This is a genomic window from Methanococcus maripaludis (assembly GCF_002945325.1).
Classification (GTDB): Archaea; AGJL01; Methanococci; order Methanococcales; family Methanococcaceae; genus Methanococcus; species Methanococcus maripaludis.
Genome location: NZ_CP026606.1, coordinates 1,624,804 through 1,641,857 on the forward strand (window position 1 = coordinate 1,624,804; position 17,054 = coordinate 1,641,857).

General features: G+C 33.0%; 14 protein-coding genes and 1 tRNA gene. 9 read left to right on the forward strand and 6 right to left on the reverse strand.

All coding sequences use genetic code 11. The features are described 5' to 3' along the window. The first annotated feature begins 9 nt into the window (after nucleotides 1-9). From MMJJ_RS08825 to tfrB, 6 genes are all read left to right on the forward strand, one after another. The gene (locus MMJJ_RS08825; RefSeq protein ID WP_104838501.1) at nucleotides 10-429 is read left to right on the forward strand and encodes an RNA-binding domain-containing protein; all 420 of its coding nucleotides are present in this window, start codon (nucleotides 10-12) and stop codon (nucleotides 427-429) included. A 96-nt stretch (nucleotides 430-525) separates the two neighbouring features. After that, complete coding sequence (locus MMJJ_RS08830) at nucleotides 526-1,143, forward strand: hypothetical protein (RefSeq protein WP_048064092.1); 618 nt, start codon at nucleotides 526-528, stop codon at nucleotides 1,141-1,143. A 31-nt stretch (nucleotides 1,144-1,174) separates the two neighbouring features. Next, nucleotides 1,175-2,101, forward strand: a complete 927-nt coding sequence (gene sppA, locus MMJJ_RS08835) for a signal peptide peptidase SppA (protein WP_104838502.1) — start codon at nucleotides 1,175-1,177, stop codon at nucleotides 2,099-2,101. A gap of 43 nt (nucleotides 2,102-2,144) precedes the next feature. Continuing rightward, nucleotides 2,145-3,101, forward strand: a complete 957-nt coding sequence (locus tag MMJJ_RS08840; RefSeq protein WP_104838503.1) for a calcium/sodium antiporter — start codon at nucleotides 2,145-2,147, stop codon at nucleotides 3,099-3,101. A 276-nt stretch (nucleotides 3,102-3,377) separates the two neighbouring features. Beyond that, nucleotides 3,378-6,464, forward strand: a complete 3,087-nt coding sequence (locus MMJJ_RS08845) for a NosD domain-containing protein (protein ID WP_104838504.1) — start codon at nucleotides 3,378-3,380, stop codon at nucleotides 6,462-6,464. 149 nt (nucleotides 6,465-6,613) lie between these two features. After that, nucleotides 6,614-8,098: a fumarate reductase (CoM/CoB) subunit TfrB gene (tfrB, locus tag MMJJ_RS08850; RefSeq protein WP_104838505.1), complete on the forward strand. Its 1,485-nt coding sequence runs from the start codon at nucleotides 6,614-6,616 to the stop codon at nucleotides 8,096-8,098. 18 nt (nucleotides 8,099-8,116) lie between these two features. On the opposite strand, the gene moaC is transcribed toward tfrB, so the two are convergent. After that, nucleotides 8,117-8,578, reverse strand: coding sequence for a cyclic pyranopterin monophosphate synthase MoaC (moaC, locus tag MMJJ_RS08855; protein WP_104838506.1), 462 nt, complete (start codon nucleotides 8,576-8,578; stop codon nucleotides 8,117-8,119). Between the two features lie 109 nt (nucleotides 8,579-8,687). Between moaC and MMJJ_RS08860 the strand changes: the two genes are divergently transcribed. After that, nucleotides 8,688-9,122 (forward strand): Rrf2 family transcriptional regulator, encoded by a 435-nt coding sequence (locus MMJJ_RS08860; protein WP_104838507.1) that lies wholly within the window; start codon nucleotides 8,688-8,690, stop codon nucleotides 9,120-9,122. Next, on the forward strand, nucleotides 9,119-9,682 hold the full coding sequence (gene cyaB / locus MMJJ_RS08865; protein ID WP_104838508.1) for a class IV adenylate cyclase: 564 nt from the start codon (nucleotides 9,119-9,121) through the stop codon (nucleotides 9,680-9,682). Before MMJJ_RS08860 ends, cyaB begins: the two co-directional genes overlap by 4 nt. Nucleotides 9,683-9,813: 131 nt before the next feature. On the opposite strand, the gene MMJJ_RS08870 is transcribed toward cyaB, so the two are convergent. From MMJJ_RS08870 to MMJJ_RS08890, 5 genes are all read right to left on the reverse strand, one after another. Further along, entirely contained in the window at nucleotides 9,814-11,358 is a 1,545-nt protein-coding gene (locus MMJJ_RS08870; RefSeq protein WP_104838509.1) for a 2-isopropylmalate synthase, read from the reverse strand. A gap of 83 nt (nucleotides 11,359-11,441) precedes the next feature. Beyond that, the gene (locus MMJJ_RS08875) at nucleotides 11,442-13,286 is read right to left on the reverse strand and encodes a S16 family serine protease (RefSeq protein WP_104838510.1); all 1,845 of its coding nucleotides are present in this window, start codon (nucleotides 13,284-13,286) and stop codon (nucleotides 11,442-11,444) included. 30 nt (nucleotides 13,287-13,316) lie between these two features. Beyond that, nucleotides 13,317-13,925 (reverse strand): IMPACT family protein, encoded by a 609-nt coding sequence (locus tag MMJJ_RS08880; RefSeq protein ID WP_104838511.1) that lies wholly within the window; start codon nucleotides 13,923-13,925, stop codon nucleotides 13,317-13,319. Nucleotides 13,926-13,940: 15 nt separating this feature from the next. Continuing rightward, nucleotides 13,941-15,371 carry a cysteine--tRNA ligase gene (cysS, locus tag MMJJ_RS08885; RefSeq protein ID WP_104838512.1) on the reverse strand — a complete coding sequence of 477 codons (1,431 nt, stop codon included), beginning with the start codon at nucleotides 15,369-15,371 and terminating at the stop codon, nucleotides 13,941-13,943. Nucleotides 15,372-15,381: 10 nt separating this feature from the next. After that, nucleotides 15,382-16,833 (reverse strand): NAD(P)/FAD-dependent oxidoreductase, encoded by a 1,452-nt coding sequence (locus MMJJ_RS08890; RefSeq protein WP_104838513.1) that lies wholly within the window; start codon nucleotides 16,831-16,833, stop codon nucleotides 15,382-15,384. A 129-nt stretch (nucleotides 16,834-16,962) separates the two neighbouring features. Here MMJJ_RS08890 and MMJJ_RS08895 point away from each other — a divergent pair. Beyond that, nucleotides 16,963-17,036 (forward strand) — tRNA-Ala (locus tag MMJJ_RS08895). Nucleotides 17,037-17,054: the final 18 nt, after the last annotated feature.

Here is a 17,054-nt window from a genome sequence, read left to right on the forward strand (position 1 = left end):
GATGATACAATGATAATCAAGATAAAAACAAAGGTAAAACCAACCGAAGATGAAAATAAGGTTTTAAAAGCAGTAACAAACATATTTGCTGACGCAGAAATGGAAATTTCTGAAAATATCTATACTGGGGTTTCAAAAGATATTTCAAGATTTAAGGAACTTCTTAGAAGTCAGGCAATTTTGGATGCTGCAAGAAACGTTCTTGAAAGAAATATTGTTGGAAATGCAACGAAATTTCATATAAACAAACAGGCAGCGTATTCAGGAATTTTAAACTTTGATAAGGATGTTCACGGCGGAATAAAGCTTGAATTTGTTTCTGAAGAAGATGAAGATATAATGAAATTGATTAAAGACATTGCGCCAAGAACAAGGGATGGCATCATAATTAACGAAGATGAAGAAGCAATAGAAAAGAAAAATGAATAATCTTTAAATTTTTTAAATTAATTATTTTTTAGTTAAACTTATATTTTTTTAAATCATAAATTTATACTTACATTATTACATTTGGTGAGAATCGTGATGAGATACGTAGCATACAAAATACACCCGCAGGAATTTGCAGAAAACGAAATTTTTGAAAAATCGCTTATTTTAGATGGAAAAAGAATCCACAGGGTCAGGTTACTTGGAAATGTCAGTAATGTCGACAAATCAAACATTGTTTCATTCGAACTTGATGGAATTTCCGTAAAAGATTTTGAAAATAAATCATTAGACGTCGAAGAAAACGATTTATTAGACGTTGTTGGAAGAATCGGAGAATACAACGGTGAAAGATACGTTGCACTCGAAGTTTACAGCAAAAAAAATGAAAATAAAGATAAATGGATCGAACTTAGAAATTTAGAAATTGAAAAAACTAGGAATTATATAAAAGACGAAGAAACAATCACCTACAACCGTGAAGAAATGTCTGGTGAACTTTCAATTGAAAGTGAAGCTTTAGAGGATCTTTACGGCGATTTAGATGTTAAAGATAAAATTTTGGATATTATACGGGAAAATGATGGGATTACATATGAAGATTTAATTGATAATTCTGGGCTTGAAGATGTTGAACTTGACAACGTTTTGTCAGAATTAAAAGAAGATGGGGAAATTTACGAGCCAAATCCTGGAAGTTACAGGATATTGTAATTTAATTTATTATTTTTTTGGAGGGGTACGTTTGAAAAAGATATATTACTATTCAATCGCAGTATTTTTGATAATTGCAATTTTAATGGTCGGACTCTTGGTTTTTGTATCTTCTGACGGAATATCGTCTAAAAATATTGCACTTATTAATATAGATGGAACAATAACACTTGAAAGTTCAGATTCTGGACTTTTTAGCTCAATTCAACCAGGGGTAAATGATTACGTGGAATGGTTAGATGACGCAGAGAATAATGATAATATCAAAGCAGTAATTATAAAAATAAATTCACCGGGCGGAGGGGCTGTTGCAAGTGAAAAACTTTCCCGAAAAATAAAAGAAGTTTCCGAAAAAAAGCCGGTTGTTGCATACATCGAAAATATGGGTGCATCTGCAGCATACCAAGCTGCTTCATCAACTAATTATATCGTTGCAGAAAGACAGGCAGTTGTTGGAAGTATCGGTGTTAGGATGGAATTAATACACTACTACGGTTTAATGGAAAAACTTGGAATTAATACAACCAGCATAACTGGTGGAAAATATAAAGATATCGGAACACCAACAAGGTCAATGACTGAAGAAGAGTATGCAATGCTTGAATCAATGGTCAATGAAAGTTACTACGAATTTGTGTCATGGGTTGCTGAAAACAGGAACATGACGATAAATGAAACTTTAGAAGTTGCGGATGGTAAAATTTACAGCGGTACACAAGCTCAAAAAGTAGGGCTTGTTGATATGACTGGAACTGAAGATGATGCAGTTGATATGGCCGTAAAATTAGGAAATATTACGAATCCTGACATTTATGAATATGGTGAAACTTCAACTGTTAGTTTATTTGGAATGACATTTAATGACTGCTTATACAGTTTTGGATATGGTCTTGGAATGGGCCTTTCTGAAAATTTAAATACAGAAGAAAGCTTTAAATCTTACCAGGTTTATTATTGATAAACTTAATAAAACACGCTTTTTCTTTTTTATGGTGAGAAATATGCTTATTGAATCGGTTCTTTTTTTAGCAGCAGGTTTATTCATGCTATCCTATGGTAGTGATTGGTTTGTTTTAGGTGCTTCACGCGTTGCAAAACAGTTTAACATTTCGAGTTTTGTAATTGGGGCTACAATTGTTGCATTTGGAACGTCACTTCCTGAAATTGTAACAAGTGCATACGCTGCATCCACAGGTTCCGTTGAACTGGCAGTTGGAAATGCCCTTGGAAGTTGTATTGCAAATATCGGGCTAGTACTTGGTCTAAGCTTGATAATTTCCACAGTATTTATTAAAAATAGGTCTGTTCTTAAAAACGGTTATTTATACATAATTTACACGATAATTTTTACTGCAATCGGATATAACGGGTTTTCATTCTTTGACGGTATATTTTTACTGTTTTTACTTTTAGTTTATATAATATATACTATAAAATCCGGTGAAATGGACGACGAAGAGCATGAAAAAAGTATAACGTTTAAAAAAGCAATAATTTACCTTTTAATAGGCCTATTACTCGTAATATTGGGAAGTAGTTTCTTTGTCGACGGTGCAAAAGGTCTTGCAAGTGCTTTTGGAGTTTCTGAAAAAATTATTGGATTTACAATCGTTGCATTTGGAACGTCACTTCCTGAACTTTCGGTTTCATTTGCTGCAGCAAGGCAGAAACTTGGTGGAATTGTTATTGGAAATGTGATTGGAAGTAATATTGCAAACATGTTTGGGGCTCTTGCAATTGCATCAATTATCCATGAAATTCCGGCAGTTAAATTTGAGCTTTCAGTTAATATTTTGATGGTACTTTTGCTGGTAGCAATGATGAGTAAGGAAAAACTAAAAACACTATTGAAATTAAACTCTACAAAAGAGTATCTGTCAAAAATTACAAAAGCAGATGGTTTAATTTTGATATTAATCTATCTTTTATTCGTTTTAGGGCTTACAGGACTCTTTTAAATTTTCTTTTTTTATTATTTTTTCAATTTTAAAGCTGTATACCATACAACTTTTTTAAATCACCTTTTTTACCAATTATTTCTAAAAATCGTCGTTAAAAATATAAATTAGAAAAATCATAACTCTCGAGTATTCAATACATTTTAACACTAATCGAAAATGTTCGGGGTGAACACTTGATAAAAAAAATGTCTATTACTATGTTTACTGCTTTTTGCAGTAGGAAATGTTAATGCGGCAGAGATATCCGATTATTCAAATCAGACTGATGTTGATATGGGCGGATGGACAGCTCACGCGTTTATAGTTATTGATAAACCGGGTGAATATACGGTAACAACAGGTTTTGCAAACAATTCATTGGATAGCAATAGTATTGTATTTTTAATTAACAATACTGAAAATGTTACACTCGATTGTAACGAAATGTCTTTTACAACCAACACAACAAACTCAAGTATTCTGGTTTACGCTTACAATTCAAGCAATATTGTAGTTAAAAACATGAATGCTAACTGGTCTAAAGATACAATTATTTTTGAAAATGTTAATGATTCAACAATTGAAAACTCAGAAATTATTACTGAAGGCTATTCAATCAAGTTAGAAGATTCTTACGGAGCTACGATTTCAGGAAATGACATTACCGTTGCAAATGGTGAATACTACGGTATTTATGTTGACGGAAATCTTGAAAACGGCACTATTTTTGGAAATACAATTAATGTTACAAATAACAACAATGTTTGTGGTATCTACACAGTATCAAATATTACAAACAGCGTAATTTCAGGAAATACCATTACAGTAAATACAGACCGTAATGCTTACGCTATTTGCGCTGATGAATATATTGTGGACTCAACGATTGAAAATAACGTAATCGATTTAGTTGCTGGCGATGATGGATATACTGAAGCTTTAGGTATTAGTGCCTACGACGAAGATATTCTCAATACCACAATTTCAGGAAATAACATTACAGCAGAGGCATACTGGTGGGCCTGCGGTATTGACGCATACTATGTTATGTACTCAGAAATTGAAAATAACGTAATCAATGTTACTGCAAGGGGCAATGATGAGGTATACGCTGACGGTATCTATGCAGATTATAATATTACCAACAACGTAATTTCAGGAAATAATATTACGGCATACTCAAACGACTGGGCTTGTGGTATTGACGCATACTCCGGTGACATCGTAGACTCAACAATCGAAGATAACGTAATCGACGTTTATGTCTATGATTATTATAACTACGGTGAAGCATTTGGTATCTACGCATATTATAATATCAACAACACCGAAATTTTAAGAAATACACTCACAGCAAACGCATCGTACGAAGCTTACGGTATTTGCACATCTGATAATGATATCGTAGACTCAACAATCGAAGATAACGTAATCGACCTTATCGCTAATGGTGAGTATTTCTACGAAAATCTTTACGCCTATACTTACGCTATTTGCGCAGATGATTATATCAACAACAGCGTAATTTCAAGAAATATTATCACAGCAGAATCATGCTACGAAACTGATGGTATCGAAGCATACGATGAGAGTATAATAGATTCAACAATCGAAGATAACGTAATCGACCTTATCGCTACTGGTGATTCTAATTATATTTACGCCATATATGCTGATGAATACACGATAAACTCAAGCATCTCTGGAAATACCATTACAGCAAACGCATCCGACGAAGCTTTTGGTGTTTATTTATACTACTATGTTACAAATACCACAATTTCTGATAACCAAGTCACTATTATTTCAGAGAGTGACAGTGAAGATGAAGCTTACGGTATTTACCTTTACTATGGTGCAGAAACCAGCATTATATCAAGTAACTCGGTTATAACTTATGGAAATTACTCACATGGTATAGAATTCGATGATTATGGCGATATAATCAATGTAACAATTTCCGACAACACCATTACAACGTACGGTGAAGATGCTTATGGTATAAGTATCGAGTACGACATGTATGACAGCATAATTACAGGAAATACTGTGAATACATTTGGAAATGATTCTTACGGTATTTACACTTACTACGATATATATGACAGTAAAATTTCCGACAACACCATTACAACGTACGGTGATTATGCCTATGGTATAGAATTGTATGATGATGATTACTACAATGTAACGTTGGCGCAAAATACGGTCACAACGTACGGTGAAGATGCTTATGGTATAAGTATCGAGTACGACATGTATGACAGCATAATTACAGGAAATACTGTGAATACATTTGGAAATGATTCTTACGGTATTTACACGTACTACTCTGTTACAAATACGACAATTTCGAGTAACACAGTCACAACAGAAGGATCATGGGCTTACGGTATCTACATCTACGACGATCCACTCATAGATTCGACAATTTCCGACAACGCAGTGACAACAGCCGGATACGAAGCTTACGGTATTTACATTGAATATGGGGCTGAAAACAGCAATATCTCAGGTAACACGGTTATAACAAATGGTGAAGATACTTACGCTCTTTATTTATATGATGTAACAACTTCGTCCATATTTGAAAACACATTCACCTCAGGTGATTATGCAATATACATTAACAGCTCAGAAGAAAACAGATTCTACTTAAATAACATTGATGGATTATTAAACAATGGAACAGACAACTACTTTGTTTCAAGTGAAACAATAACTTACAGCTACAATGGAAAATCATACACCAGTATTCTTGGAAACTATTGGGTAGGTTATGATGAATCTGATACGAATGGTGACGGTATAATCGATACACCATACACACTAAACGGTACAAATGATACAAAACCACTCGCTGACATGTGGAATGACGGTGAAATTGGAAACTACGTTGCACCATCAAGATCATCCGGCGGTAGTGGAAGAAGTTACGATTCAGACATTTCAGATGAAATCGAATCAAAAGTTATTAAAAACTTCGTTTCAAGTGCAACCGTGCTCTTTGGAAACGGAATTGATGAACAATATGCAGTTCAATTACGAGAAAGAGTAACCGATGCAAACGGCTACACAATTTCTGGAAATGCAGTAATTGTTGGTGGGCCAAACGCAAATGGCTTTGCAAAAGAATACAACGACCAGTTTGAAATGCCAATTTCAAACGACTATCCTGGTGAAAACAGGGGAATTATTCAGGTTATGGATATTCAAGACAACTCTGGAACAATCATTAGAAGTTATACAATTGTATATATTGCAGGAAGTGACAGATTAGGAACACAAGCTGCTTTAGAATACTTTAAAACTTTGGATGAGTTGCCAGAAGGCCCAATCATGATTGAATGGACTGCAAATGGACCTGTAGTTGTTGAATAACTTATTAAAAAAATAAAATTTTCTTTTTTTCTGATTTTTAAATTGAATTTAAAACGAACAATTTCTTTATATATCATTTTCATATAATTTTTAAATACGATTATTGATTTTTGATTTAATTTTTATTTTAAAATTTATGCGTGATACTTGTGAAGACTTTTACAATTACTGTAAAAAAAACAGAAGGATTTAAAAAATTTGAAGTTCCGGTAGGACTCACAGTTTTAGATGCTCTTGAATATATCAATAAAACTTACGGCGAAAATATTCAATTCAGGTCGTCATGTAAGGCCGGGCAGTGTGGAAGCTGTGCAGTGATGATAAATAAAAAATCAAAGCTTGCATGTAAAACCAAAGTCGAAGATAATATGATTATCGAGCCTCTTGAAGGTTTTGACGTAATTTCCGACCTCGTAGTTGACAGAGAACCATATTATAAAAAAATTGGAACACTTAGAAATTACATTCAAAAAAAGAATGAGAAAATTACCGAAAAAGAATTGGACGGGTTAAAATTATATCCTGATGATTTAAAGGATGTAAAAAAAATCAGGGGATGTATTGATTGTTTAAGCTGCATTGCAATGTGTCCTGCAAGAAAATATTCTAATTATCCCGGACCCACATTAATGAGACAGCTTGCAAGATTTGCATTTGACCCAAAAGACGAAATTGATAGAGAAAAGGAAGCATTTGACGAAAATATTTACAACTGTACAACTTGTGGACGCTGTGTTGAAGTCTGTCCAAAAGAGATAGATATTGTCCACAATGCAGTTGAAAAATTGCGGGAAAAAACATTTAAAAAAGGATACAATTTAGACAGCCACCTTGAAGTTAGAAAAAACGTGCTGTCACAAAATAGGTCAGTTCCAAAAGAAAAAACTTCATTTTTAGAAGAAGTTTCAGATGAATACATCGTAGAAAATGAAAAAATGAGGGTTGCATTTTTTACAGGATGCCTTGTTGATTTCAGACTTCAAGAAATTGGAAAAAGTGCAATAAGGGTTTTAAATGCACACGGGGTTTCCGTAATTATTCCTAAAAATCAAGTATGCTGTGGATCGCCATTTATTCGTACAGGTCAGACTGATATTTCAGAAAGTCTAAAAAAACAAAATCTTGAAATTTTTAATGATCTAAATGTTGATTCTGTAGTTACATTGTGTGCTGGTTGCGGAAGCACTTTAAAGAACGATTACAAAGAAAAAGAATTCAAAGTAATGGATATTACGGAAGTTTTAGTTAAAGTTGGTTTAATTGATTACAAACCACTGGATATTACGGTAACATATCACGACCCATGCCACCTTAGGCGCGGTCAAAAAGTATACCTCGAACCTCGTAAAATATTGGAAAGCATTCCAAAGCTGAAATTCCTTGAAATGGAAATTCCGGACCAGTGTTGTGGAGCAGGTGGCGGAGTAAGGTCTGGAAAACCTGAAGTAGCTGACGCAATAGGTAAAAGAAAAGCAAATATGATTTATGCAACTGATGCAGATTATTTAATTACCGTATGTCCGTTTTGTGAATACCACATAAGAGATAGTTTAACAAAATATCTTAAAGAACACGGGTTAAAAAAAGATATTCCTGTAATGAATATAATTTCACTGCTTGATAAAGTGATTTAAAACAAAAAATCAAATAATTTATTCTTTTTTTATTTTTTCAGTAACTTCTATTCCATAAATTTGGGTGTCCGGGTACTGTCCAAATTCATCTTTTTCAATTGCTTTTACCATGTCCCAAATCGTTAAAAGTGCAACAGAAACCCCTGTTAAACTCTCCATCTCGATTCCAGTTTTGTAAGTTGCTTTTACTCTTGTTTCTGCTTTTATTCTGTCTTCAAAAATCTCAAAGTTAACTTTTATAGATTCAATTGGAAGCGGGTGGCACATTGGAATGATATTTGAGGTGTTTTTAACTGCCATAACCCCTGCAACCTGAGCAGTGGTTAAAACATCGCCTTTTATAAGTTCTTTTTTCGTAATTTTTTCAATGGTTGATTTTTTAAGTTTTATAAAACCAACTGCTGTACAAATTCGTTCGACATCCTTTTTATTGGAAACATCGACCATTTTTACGCCATTTTCATCAACATGTGTAAGCACTATAATCGCCTTTTTTGAATGAATAAAATAGATAACATTAAGAAAAAGAATATTCGTATATAGACATGTGATTTTATTTAAGTTATTTGATTTACACGTTGTGAAATTGATGAAAATTGATGGGCTTACTGAAAAAATACTTACACTGCTTAAAAAACACAGCACTACTCGAGAGATTGCAGCTGAACTTGAAACCCACCCCAAAAATATTGATAGATATATCCGTGTATTAAGGGATCTCGGGTTTGTCGAAACTAAAAAAGGGAAAACCGGTGGAGTTTTTTTAACTAACGAAGGAAGGTACGTTTTAAAGAAAAAAAATATAAATTTAATTACAATTAAGGTTCAGGTAGTTGCAGAGGATAAAATAGGGCTTTTGGCAAGCATATCATCTAAAATTTCCGAGATAAATGGAAATATTTTATCGACCACACTTGAAAAGGAAGGAAATAAAGTAAGGGTCTGGCTGGTTATAGAAAATCTTGAATTTAATGATTTAAAAGACAATTTAAAAGAAATAACTGATAAAGTGGTGCTTTTATGATCGAAGTTGAAATAAAGGTTAGTTTAAAAGACGAAGATTCTAAAAAAATACTCGAAAAACTAAAAAGTTTAGGTTTTGAAAAAGAAGAAACAAAAGAACAGGTTGATACATATTTTAACGGGATAGATCGGGATTTTCAGGTAACTGACGAGGCATTGAGGATAAGAAAATCTTTAAATCTTGATTCAAACAAAGGAACAATATATGTTACATACAAAGGTAAAAAATTAGATTCAATTTCAAAAACAAGAGAAGAAATTGAAGTAGAAATTTTGGACATGGATTTAATGTACAATATTTTTGAAAAACTTGGATTTAAACCAGTTCACCCGATCAGGAAAATAAGAAAAATTTACAAAAAAGAGGATATTGAAGTTTCATTTGACACCGTGGATTGTGTTGGGGATTATCTTGAAATCGAAAAAGTTGTAGATGATGATTCAAAAAGGGAGCAGGCTCTTTTAGAACTTTTAGATTTACTGAAAAGTTTAAATATTAGTAATGATAAATTGGAAAAGAGATCTTATTTAGAATTATGGAGAGGGAACTGTGGAAAATAGGAAATTGGTTGCATTATTTATCGGATTGGCAATGATATGTTCTACGATCCCGCTGTTTTTTTTACATTAATTTAATTTTTAAAACTTAACTTAATTTTTTTAACTAATTTAAAAAAAGTAAAAAAATGGAATTAACCCATTAATTTGTTTATTCCATCGATAACTGCTTCTACTGATGCTTTAACAACGTCATCGCCAGTAGCTTTTGCTATAACTTCTTTTTCTTGATTTTCAAGTCTAACTGTAACTTCTGCAATGGCGTCGGTTCCTCCAGAAATTGCGCTGATGTTGTATTCGTTTAATCGGATATTTTCACCAACTGCTGCCTGAATTGCTTTTAGTGCAGCATCAACAGGTCCTACTCCAAGTTCAGATGTTTTATAAATCTTATCTTTTACTTTCAATGCAACGCTTGCAGTTGGAAGCACATTATTTCCAGTCATTACTGCAAACTGTTCTAAATCAACTATTCTTTCCGATTTGAGTGTTCTTTTCGTAATATCTTCTGCAATTGCCATTACATCTGCATCTGTTACGATTTTTCCTTTGTCGCCAATTGCTTTTACTCTTTCAACTATTTCATGAAACTGCTCTTCTGAAACAATTTCACCAACTTCAACACCGATTTCTGAGAGTTTTGATTTTATTGCATGAGCACCACTGTGTTTTCCAAGAACAATTCTACGTCTGTTTCCAACTATTTCTGGATCAATTGGTTCGTATGTTAAGGCATTTGCTAAAACACCGTGTGCGTGAATTCCACTTTCGTGTGCAAATGAATTTTCACCAACAATAGCTTTATTAGGTTGTGTTTTAATTCCGGTGTAGTGTGAAACCAGTTTTGAGAGTTTTGTTAACATTTTTGTATTTACATTAGTGTTAATTCCATAAACCATGTTTAATGTCATCACTGTTTCTTCTAATGATGCATTTCCTGCTCTTTCACCAAGGCCGTTTACAGTACAGTGCACCTGTTCGGCTCCAGCTTCAACTGCTGCAACAGAGTTTGATACCGCAATTCCAAAGTCGTTGTGGCAGTGTACAGATATTGGAACGTTTATATCGTTTTTTAATTCTTTTATTAAATAAGACATCGAATTTGGAACCATAACTCCAACGGTATCTGGAACATTTATCCTGTCAGCTCCAGCTTCAACTGCTTTTTTGTAAACTTCTTTTAAGTAATCAAGTTCCGTTCTTGTAGCATCTTCCGCGGAAAATTCTACAATTACACCGTGTTCTTTGATATATTCGATAGATTCAACTGCAATATCGATAATCTTTTCTTTACTCATTTTTAGTTTGTATTCCCTGTGCAGTGGAGAAGTAGCAATAAACGTGTGGATACTGTCAACTCCACAGTCAATTGCAATATCGATATCTTTTTTAACGGCTCTTGCAAGTCCGCAGATTTCTGCATCCAGCCCTAGAGACGTTATATTTTTAATAGATTCCTGTTCTCCTTCTGAAGAAACTGGAAAGCCTGCTTCTATTGCATCAACACCGATTTCACTTAGATTTTTTGCAATATCCATTTTTTGTTCAGGCATTAGGGAGACTCCTGGAGTTTGTTCTCCATCCCTTAGCGTAGTATCAAAAACACGTACTTTTTCTGGCAGTTTCATTGATTTTAGGGAGTTTTTGATAATTTCGTTGCTGTTTAAATAAGATTCCATAAATATCACCATTACAATGGAGCAGAAATATTTGAATAATATGATTTTAAAAAGAATTTAAAAATAATAGGGTAAAGAACTATTTAATTATTTTTACGATACCACATACATATCAAAAAGCCTGAAACGAGTCCCGTGATTAAATACGTGATATTTATAAAACAATTTTTGTAGTCAAACCCGAAGGTATTCGTGTTATCCGAATTTTTTGAAATTTCGCAAAATACAGATTCTTCCTTATAATTAAAAGCAGAACTGTCAAATTCTTTTAAAACATCCATATTCATCTGTGCATAAGCTATCGAATACTTAAAGTAGAGAATTTTTGAATATTTATCGTCTAAGTTTTCCGCGTATTCAAAGTAGCTGAGTGCAGAAACAGGGATATATTCTGAATTATTTTCCGTGTTTAACATGCAGTTTTCGGCCTTATTTATCTTTTTTTGGGCTAAATTTGATAGGTAATCAACATCCGTAGTATATTCTAAAAACATTGTAGAATAAACATATGCATCGATACTTTTTGACATTGAAAGCAGGTATTCTTTTTTATTGTATAGATCAATTGAATCGTCAATCTGGGACATAGGGTAGGCAGCTAGTTCTTCTGAAAGAACTGTTGAAGTGTAGACTACAACGATTTCTGAATTGTCAAGATATTCCCTTGCAAGGTATTTTAAATCTTTTTCATCAATCTTTTCAGGATTTTGTTCTTCAGGCGATAATTCAAGCCACCAAATTCCGGTTTCAGCTCTTAATTTTGCATAAGCGGCATATTCAATCGCAGAACTTAAATTTCCTTCATCGTACTGGTAAAATGCTTCATCCATTAATTCCGAAGCTTCATATACCCTGCTTTTTGCTGAAAAGACGTATTCAATGTTGTGTTTTGTTAGCGTTACATTTGAAAGTTCGTCCTTTTTTTCAGAAATACTTTCATTTACGTCTAAAAGATAATTTTTAATGGATTCATTGTCTTTGTAATTGTATTTTGACTGCAATGTTTCAAATATGATTAAAGAATTGAAACTTCTGGAGGTTGCAGTATAATATTTCTCATTTGAATGCAGTTCATTTCCAAGGTACACTAAATTTGATGCAGTTTTTAATTCTTCTTCAAATTCTTCCTTTTTTGAAGAATTTAGTTCTGATAAATCTAATTTTTCAGTTTCTTCAAGACTTTTTTTGGCATTTTCAAGTGTAACTTCGGATAATTTTTCCATAATTTCATTATATTTGCCATCTATAATTGGATTTTTTTCGTAATCCGTGCTGATATCGTGATTTGTAAAGTAGTACACCACATCATAGATGTTACTTACTTCAACAACTTTAATTCCAAGATTTTGGCCGTATTCGATACAATCAACCGAATTATTGTTTTCATCGATTTGATACTGCTGTCCGTAAGGTATTAGGAAATAATCAACGTTTTGTTCGGCCCCTACATTAATTTTCTCAATTATTCCGCCAACAGGACCAATTGTTCCATCTGGGCCTATCATTCCAGTCATCATGACGTTTTTATTCAATGTCCAATTATTTATTGCGGCAATCGTTGCAACGGTTAAAACTGCACCCGCAGAAGGGCCACCAACTGTTGGAACGTCTGATCTTATAATATAATAAACATCGTGACTGTCTTGATCTATCCCGCAGATATCAAAAGCTACTTTTGAGGCAATACGAGCTGATCCTTGCATATCAATATCTGTAAGCGGTAGGGTGTCCATATATGCATGACCTTCACCATTTGAAACCTTTACATCGATATCAACAGCTGCCCCAACGTATCCTTCATCAGTTACTGAAACTGCAGGGGCTGTAATGCTAACGCAGTTTTCAAATGCAGTATTATTTTCTAAATCAAATGCAAATGTCGGAACTATCGACATTAAAATTGTGAAAATTATAATAAGTTTTTTCATAAAATCCCCTAAAAAATTATGTCGAATCAATTATAAATTATGGATTTTTATTTTATTTTTTGTTAAATTAACCAGTTTTTTAGTAAATTCATCTTCAAGTCCTTTTTTAATTTCTAATTTAAATCTTACAACGTCTGAATAGTTTTCATCAACGATTTTTCCAAAAATCTTTGATATATCTTTAATTTTTTGTATTTCTGAATAATCAAACTCTAAAACTAGATAAGACTTTTCAAAAACTTCTAAAATTCCGCTTGAATTTATAACTTCAGTTGCAGTATCGCTGTATGCTTTTACAAGGCCCCCGTATCCTAATTTAACTCCGCCAAAATACCTTGTAACAACAATTACTGTATTTTGAAGATTTTTTAATTCAATAACCTTGTAGATCGGCTTACCTGAACTTCCCTGTAGTTCACCATCATCGTCGTATTTCATTGCAAAATTATTTTCAATATTTATCCGATATGCAGAAACATTGTGTGTTGCATCGGAGTGAATTTCTTTAATTCTGTCAATAAATTCTTTTGCTTCAACCTCGCTTTTTACGGGTTTTCCATAACCAAGGAATAGTGAACCTTTAAAGATAAGTTCCACTTTTGAAAAAGATTTAAGTGTTTTGTAGGAATTTTCGTCCAAAATACCACTCGAAAATTAAATATTTATTTTTTTAAATACTGTTCCTTCTTTTGGGTTGTCCTCAATTTGATATCCTAAATTTTTCAATCCATCCCTTATTTTATCAGACATTTCGTAATTTTTTTGAAGCCTTAAATCTGACCGCAGTTCAATTAAAAATTTGACAAATTCTTCTTCATTTGATTCTGATGATTCTTTAAAGTAGTTTTCAAACAATCCAAATATTTCCCCTATTATTTTGTAAAAATCAAGTGCTTTTAACAGTAAACCTTCACTAGGAGTTTCTGTTAAACTTAAATATTTATTAACACCATTAGAAACTTCAAATACTGATTTTAATGCTTCAACCGTGTTAAAATCTGAATTCATTGCATTATAAAAATTATTTTTTGAATTTTTTAAAATATCGTAGAGTAAAAATTCATTTTCACCCCATATCCTCGATTTTTCCGATTTTTCAAGTGAAATTCTTATATTTTCAATTACGTTGTATATTTTTTCAAGATTGTTTTTAACGTGATTCATTGATTCAGCCGTATAATCAATCGGGCTTCGGTAGTGTCTTTGAATAAAGAAAAACCTTAAAATTTCTGGACTGTATTCTTTTGAGATGTCCCCAATAGTTATAAAATTGCCCAAAGATTTACTCATTTTTTCTCCGTTAACCATTACAAAACCCGTATGGATCCAGTAATTAACCCAATCTTTTCCAGAATATGCCGAACTTTGTGCAATCTCATTTTCATGGTGTGGAAACGATAAATCCCGCCCTCCTCCGTGTATATCAAATTGTTCTCCAAGATATTTTGAACTCATTGCAGAGCATTCGATATGCCATCCGGGCCTACCTTTCCCAAAAGGACTTTCCCATTTAGGTTCTCCTGGTTTTGCAGTTTTCCAGAGTGCAAAGTCTTTTTGGTTTTTCTTTTTTTCAGAAGTTTCAACTCTTGCTCCTGAAACCAAATCTTCTAAATTGATGTTACTCAATTTTCCATAGTTTTTAAATTTTTTAACTTCGAAATAAACGCCGTCTTCAGTTTTGTATGCAAAACCCTTTTCAATTAACCTTTCAATAAATGCAATAATTTCAGAAATATGTTCTGTAACTTTTGGATAAATATCTGCAGGTTTTACTTTTAATGTGGCCATATCGTCTAAAAATACCTTTATAAATTGTTCTGAAATTTCTTTTGGATCTTTTCCTTTTTCGTATGCTCTTTTAATGATCTTATCATCAATATCTGTAAAATTTATAACGAGATTTACCGTATAACCTATATGTTCGAGATATCTACGGATAATATCAAATGAAACGTAAGTCCTCCCGTGCCCTAAATGGGTGTTATCATAGACTGTTGGGCCACAAACGTACATTTTGACCTCATTTTTATTCAAAGTTTTAAATTCTTCTTCTTTTCTTGTGAGGGTATTGTAAACTTTTAACATAAATTCCCCTTTATTTCATGGTTTCTATTTGTTCCTGCCAATTTGTATTTTCATCTTTAAAAATATCAGTAATTCCTTCTTTTTTAAGAATTCCGCGAGCAGCAAGTATGCCTGTTGCACAAGAATTTGTGATATCTCTTGAAAGTCCGGCTCCATCTCCTGCGGCAAAAATGTTTGAAACACTTGTTTCTAAATCGTCATTTACTTTTGTTTTCATTGCATAATACTTAATTTCTGGCGCATATAATAATGTATGGTCGTTAGAAACTCCTGGAATTACTTTATCCAATTTTTCAAGTCCTTCAATAATATTTGTGACAATCCTGTGTGGCAGTGCCATTGCAATGTCGCCAGGAGTTACCTGTTTTAGTGTTGGATCAAAACTGCTTTTTTTAAGTCTATCCCATGTACTCCTTCTTCCGCGTTTTAAATCACCTAGTCTCTGTAAAATTGGTTTTCCGCCCCCGAGTGTTGTTGTAAGTTTTGCAATACTTTTTCCGTAACTTGTAGTGTTTTCAACAGGCTCAGTAAGTTCGATTCTTGTTAAAAATGAAAAATTGGTATTTTCACTTTTTTTATCGACCATTGAGTGTCCGTTTACTCCAATAATGTCGCCGTAATTTTCTTCTACAACAAAGCCGTATGGGTTTGTACAAAACGTTCTGACAAAATCATCGTAGGTATCAGTATATATGTGAAATTTGGGGTCGTGATTTATTTCAGTAATTGATTCCATGATTATCGAGGGAACTTCAACCCTTACTCCAACATCAATCGGGCCGTGATTGGATATTAAACCTATTTTTTCTGAAATTTTTAAAAACCACTCGGCATTACCCCTTCCCGGTGCAACAATTATATATTTGGCATTAATTTTTTCTTCTTTTCCAGAAATATTTGCAAATACCTTATTTTTTTCAAATTTAAAAACTTCAGTATTTAATAAGAACTCAACACCTCTATTCTGAAGTGTAATTTTGATATTATTAATCAGCTGTTTTGTGTGGTCTGATCCGATATGTCTTTGAATAATTGGAATAAATCTAACTCCATTTTGCGCAGAACGTCTTTGAAGTCCTTTTATTTTTTCAAAGGATCCTTTAAAAAGTTTTTTTGGACCTGCATGTTCTAAAAAAATTTTATCAACTTCAAAAATGAGCTGCCAGGCGTAATTTTCATCATTGGTTATTTCAACTAAATTTCCACCAATGTCTGGCCGTAAATTTAGTGTTCCATCACTCAAACCCCCTGCACCACCTACTCCATACATAATCTGACATGGGTTGCACTTTATACATTTTTTAAGTTTTTCTGCGGCACACTGTCTTTCTAAAACATCTTTTCCCCGATCAATTACGAGTGTTTTTAAATTACCATATTTTGATAATTCATACGCTGCAAAAAGTCCTGCAGGCCCCGCTCCAATAATAATAACATCAAAATAATTCTTTAAATTTTCCATGAAACTCCCTTTGAATTATTTTTCAAAATAACGTATAAATTTATGATATTAAGCAGTTTTATAGCTTTTTAAAAGAATATTTTAAATGGAAATATTTATATAGAAAAACAATCAAATCTAAGCTAGATTGGGCTGATAGCTCAGACTGGGAGAGTGCCGCATTGGCTATGCGGATGCCGCGGGTTCAAATCCCGCTCAGTCCACCTAATCTATTTTAAAAT

Coding starts and splice junctions, on each gene's coding strand:
- MMJJ_RS08825 (WP_104838501.1), top strand. CDS start 10: ATGATAATCAAGATAAAAACAAAGGTAAAACCAACCGAAGATGAAAAT.
- MMJJ_RS08830 (WP_048064092.1), top strand. CDS start 526: ATGAGATACGTAGCATACAAAATACACCCGCAGGAATTTGCAGAAAAC.
- MMJJ_RS08840 (WP_104838503.1), top strand. CDS start 2,145: ATGCTTATTGAATCGGTTCTTTTTTTAGCAGCAGGTTTATTCATGCTA.
- MMJJ_RS08845 (WP_104838504.1), top strand. CDS start 3,378: ATGGGCGGATGGACAGCTCACGCGTTTATAGTTATTGATAAACCGGGT.
- MMJJ_RS08860 (WP_104838507.1), top strand. CDS start 8,688: ATGAAAATTGATGGGCTTACTGAAAAAATACTTACACTGCTTAAAAAA.
- cyaB (WP_104838508.1), top strand. CDS start 9,119: ATGATCGAAGTTGAAATAAAGGTTAGTTTAAAAGACGAAGATTCTAAA.
- MMJJ_RS08870 (WP_104838509.1), bottom strand. CDS start 11,358: ATGGAATCTTATTTAAACAGCAACGAAATTATCAAAAACTCCCTAAAA.
- MMJJ_RS08875 (WP_104838510.1), bottom strand. CDS start 13,286: ATGAAAAAACTTATTATAATTTTCACAATTTTAATGTCGATAGTTCCG.
- cysS (WP_104838512.1), bottom strand. CDS start 15,371: ATGTTAAAAGTTTACAATACCCTCACAAGAAAAGAAGAAGAATTTAAA.
- MMJJ_RS08890 (WP_104838513.1), bottom strand. CDS start 16,833: ATGGAAAATTTAAAGAATTATTTTGATGTTATTATTATTGGAGCGGGG.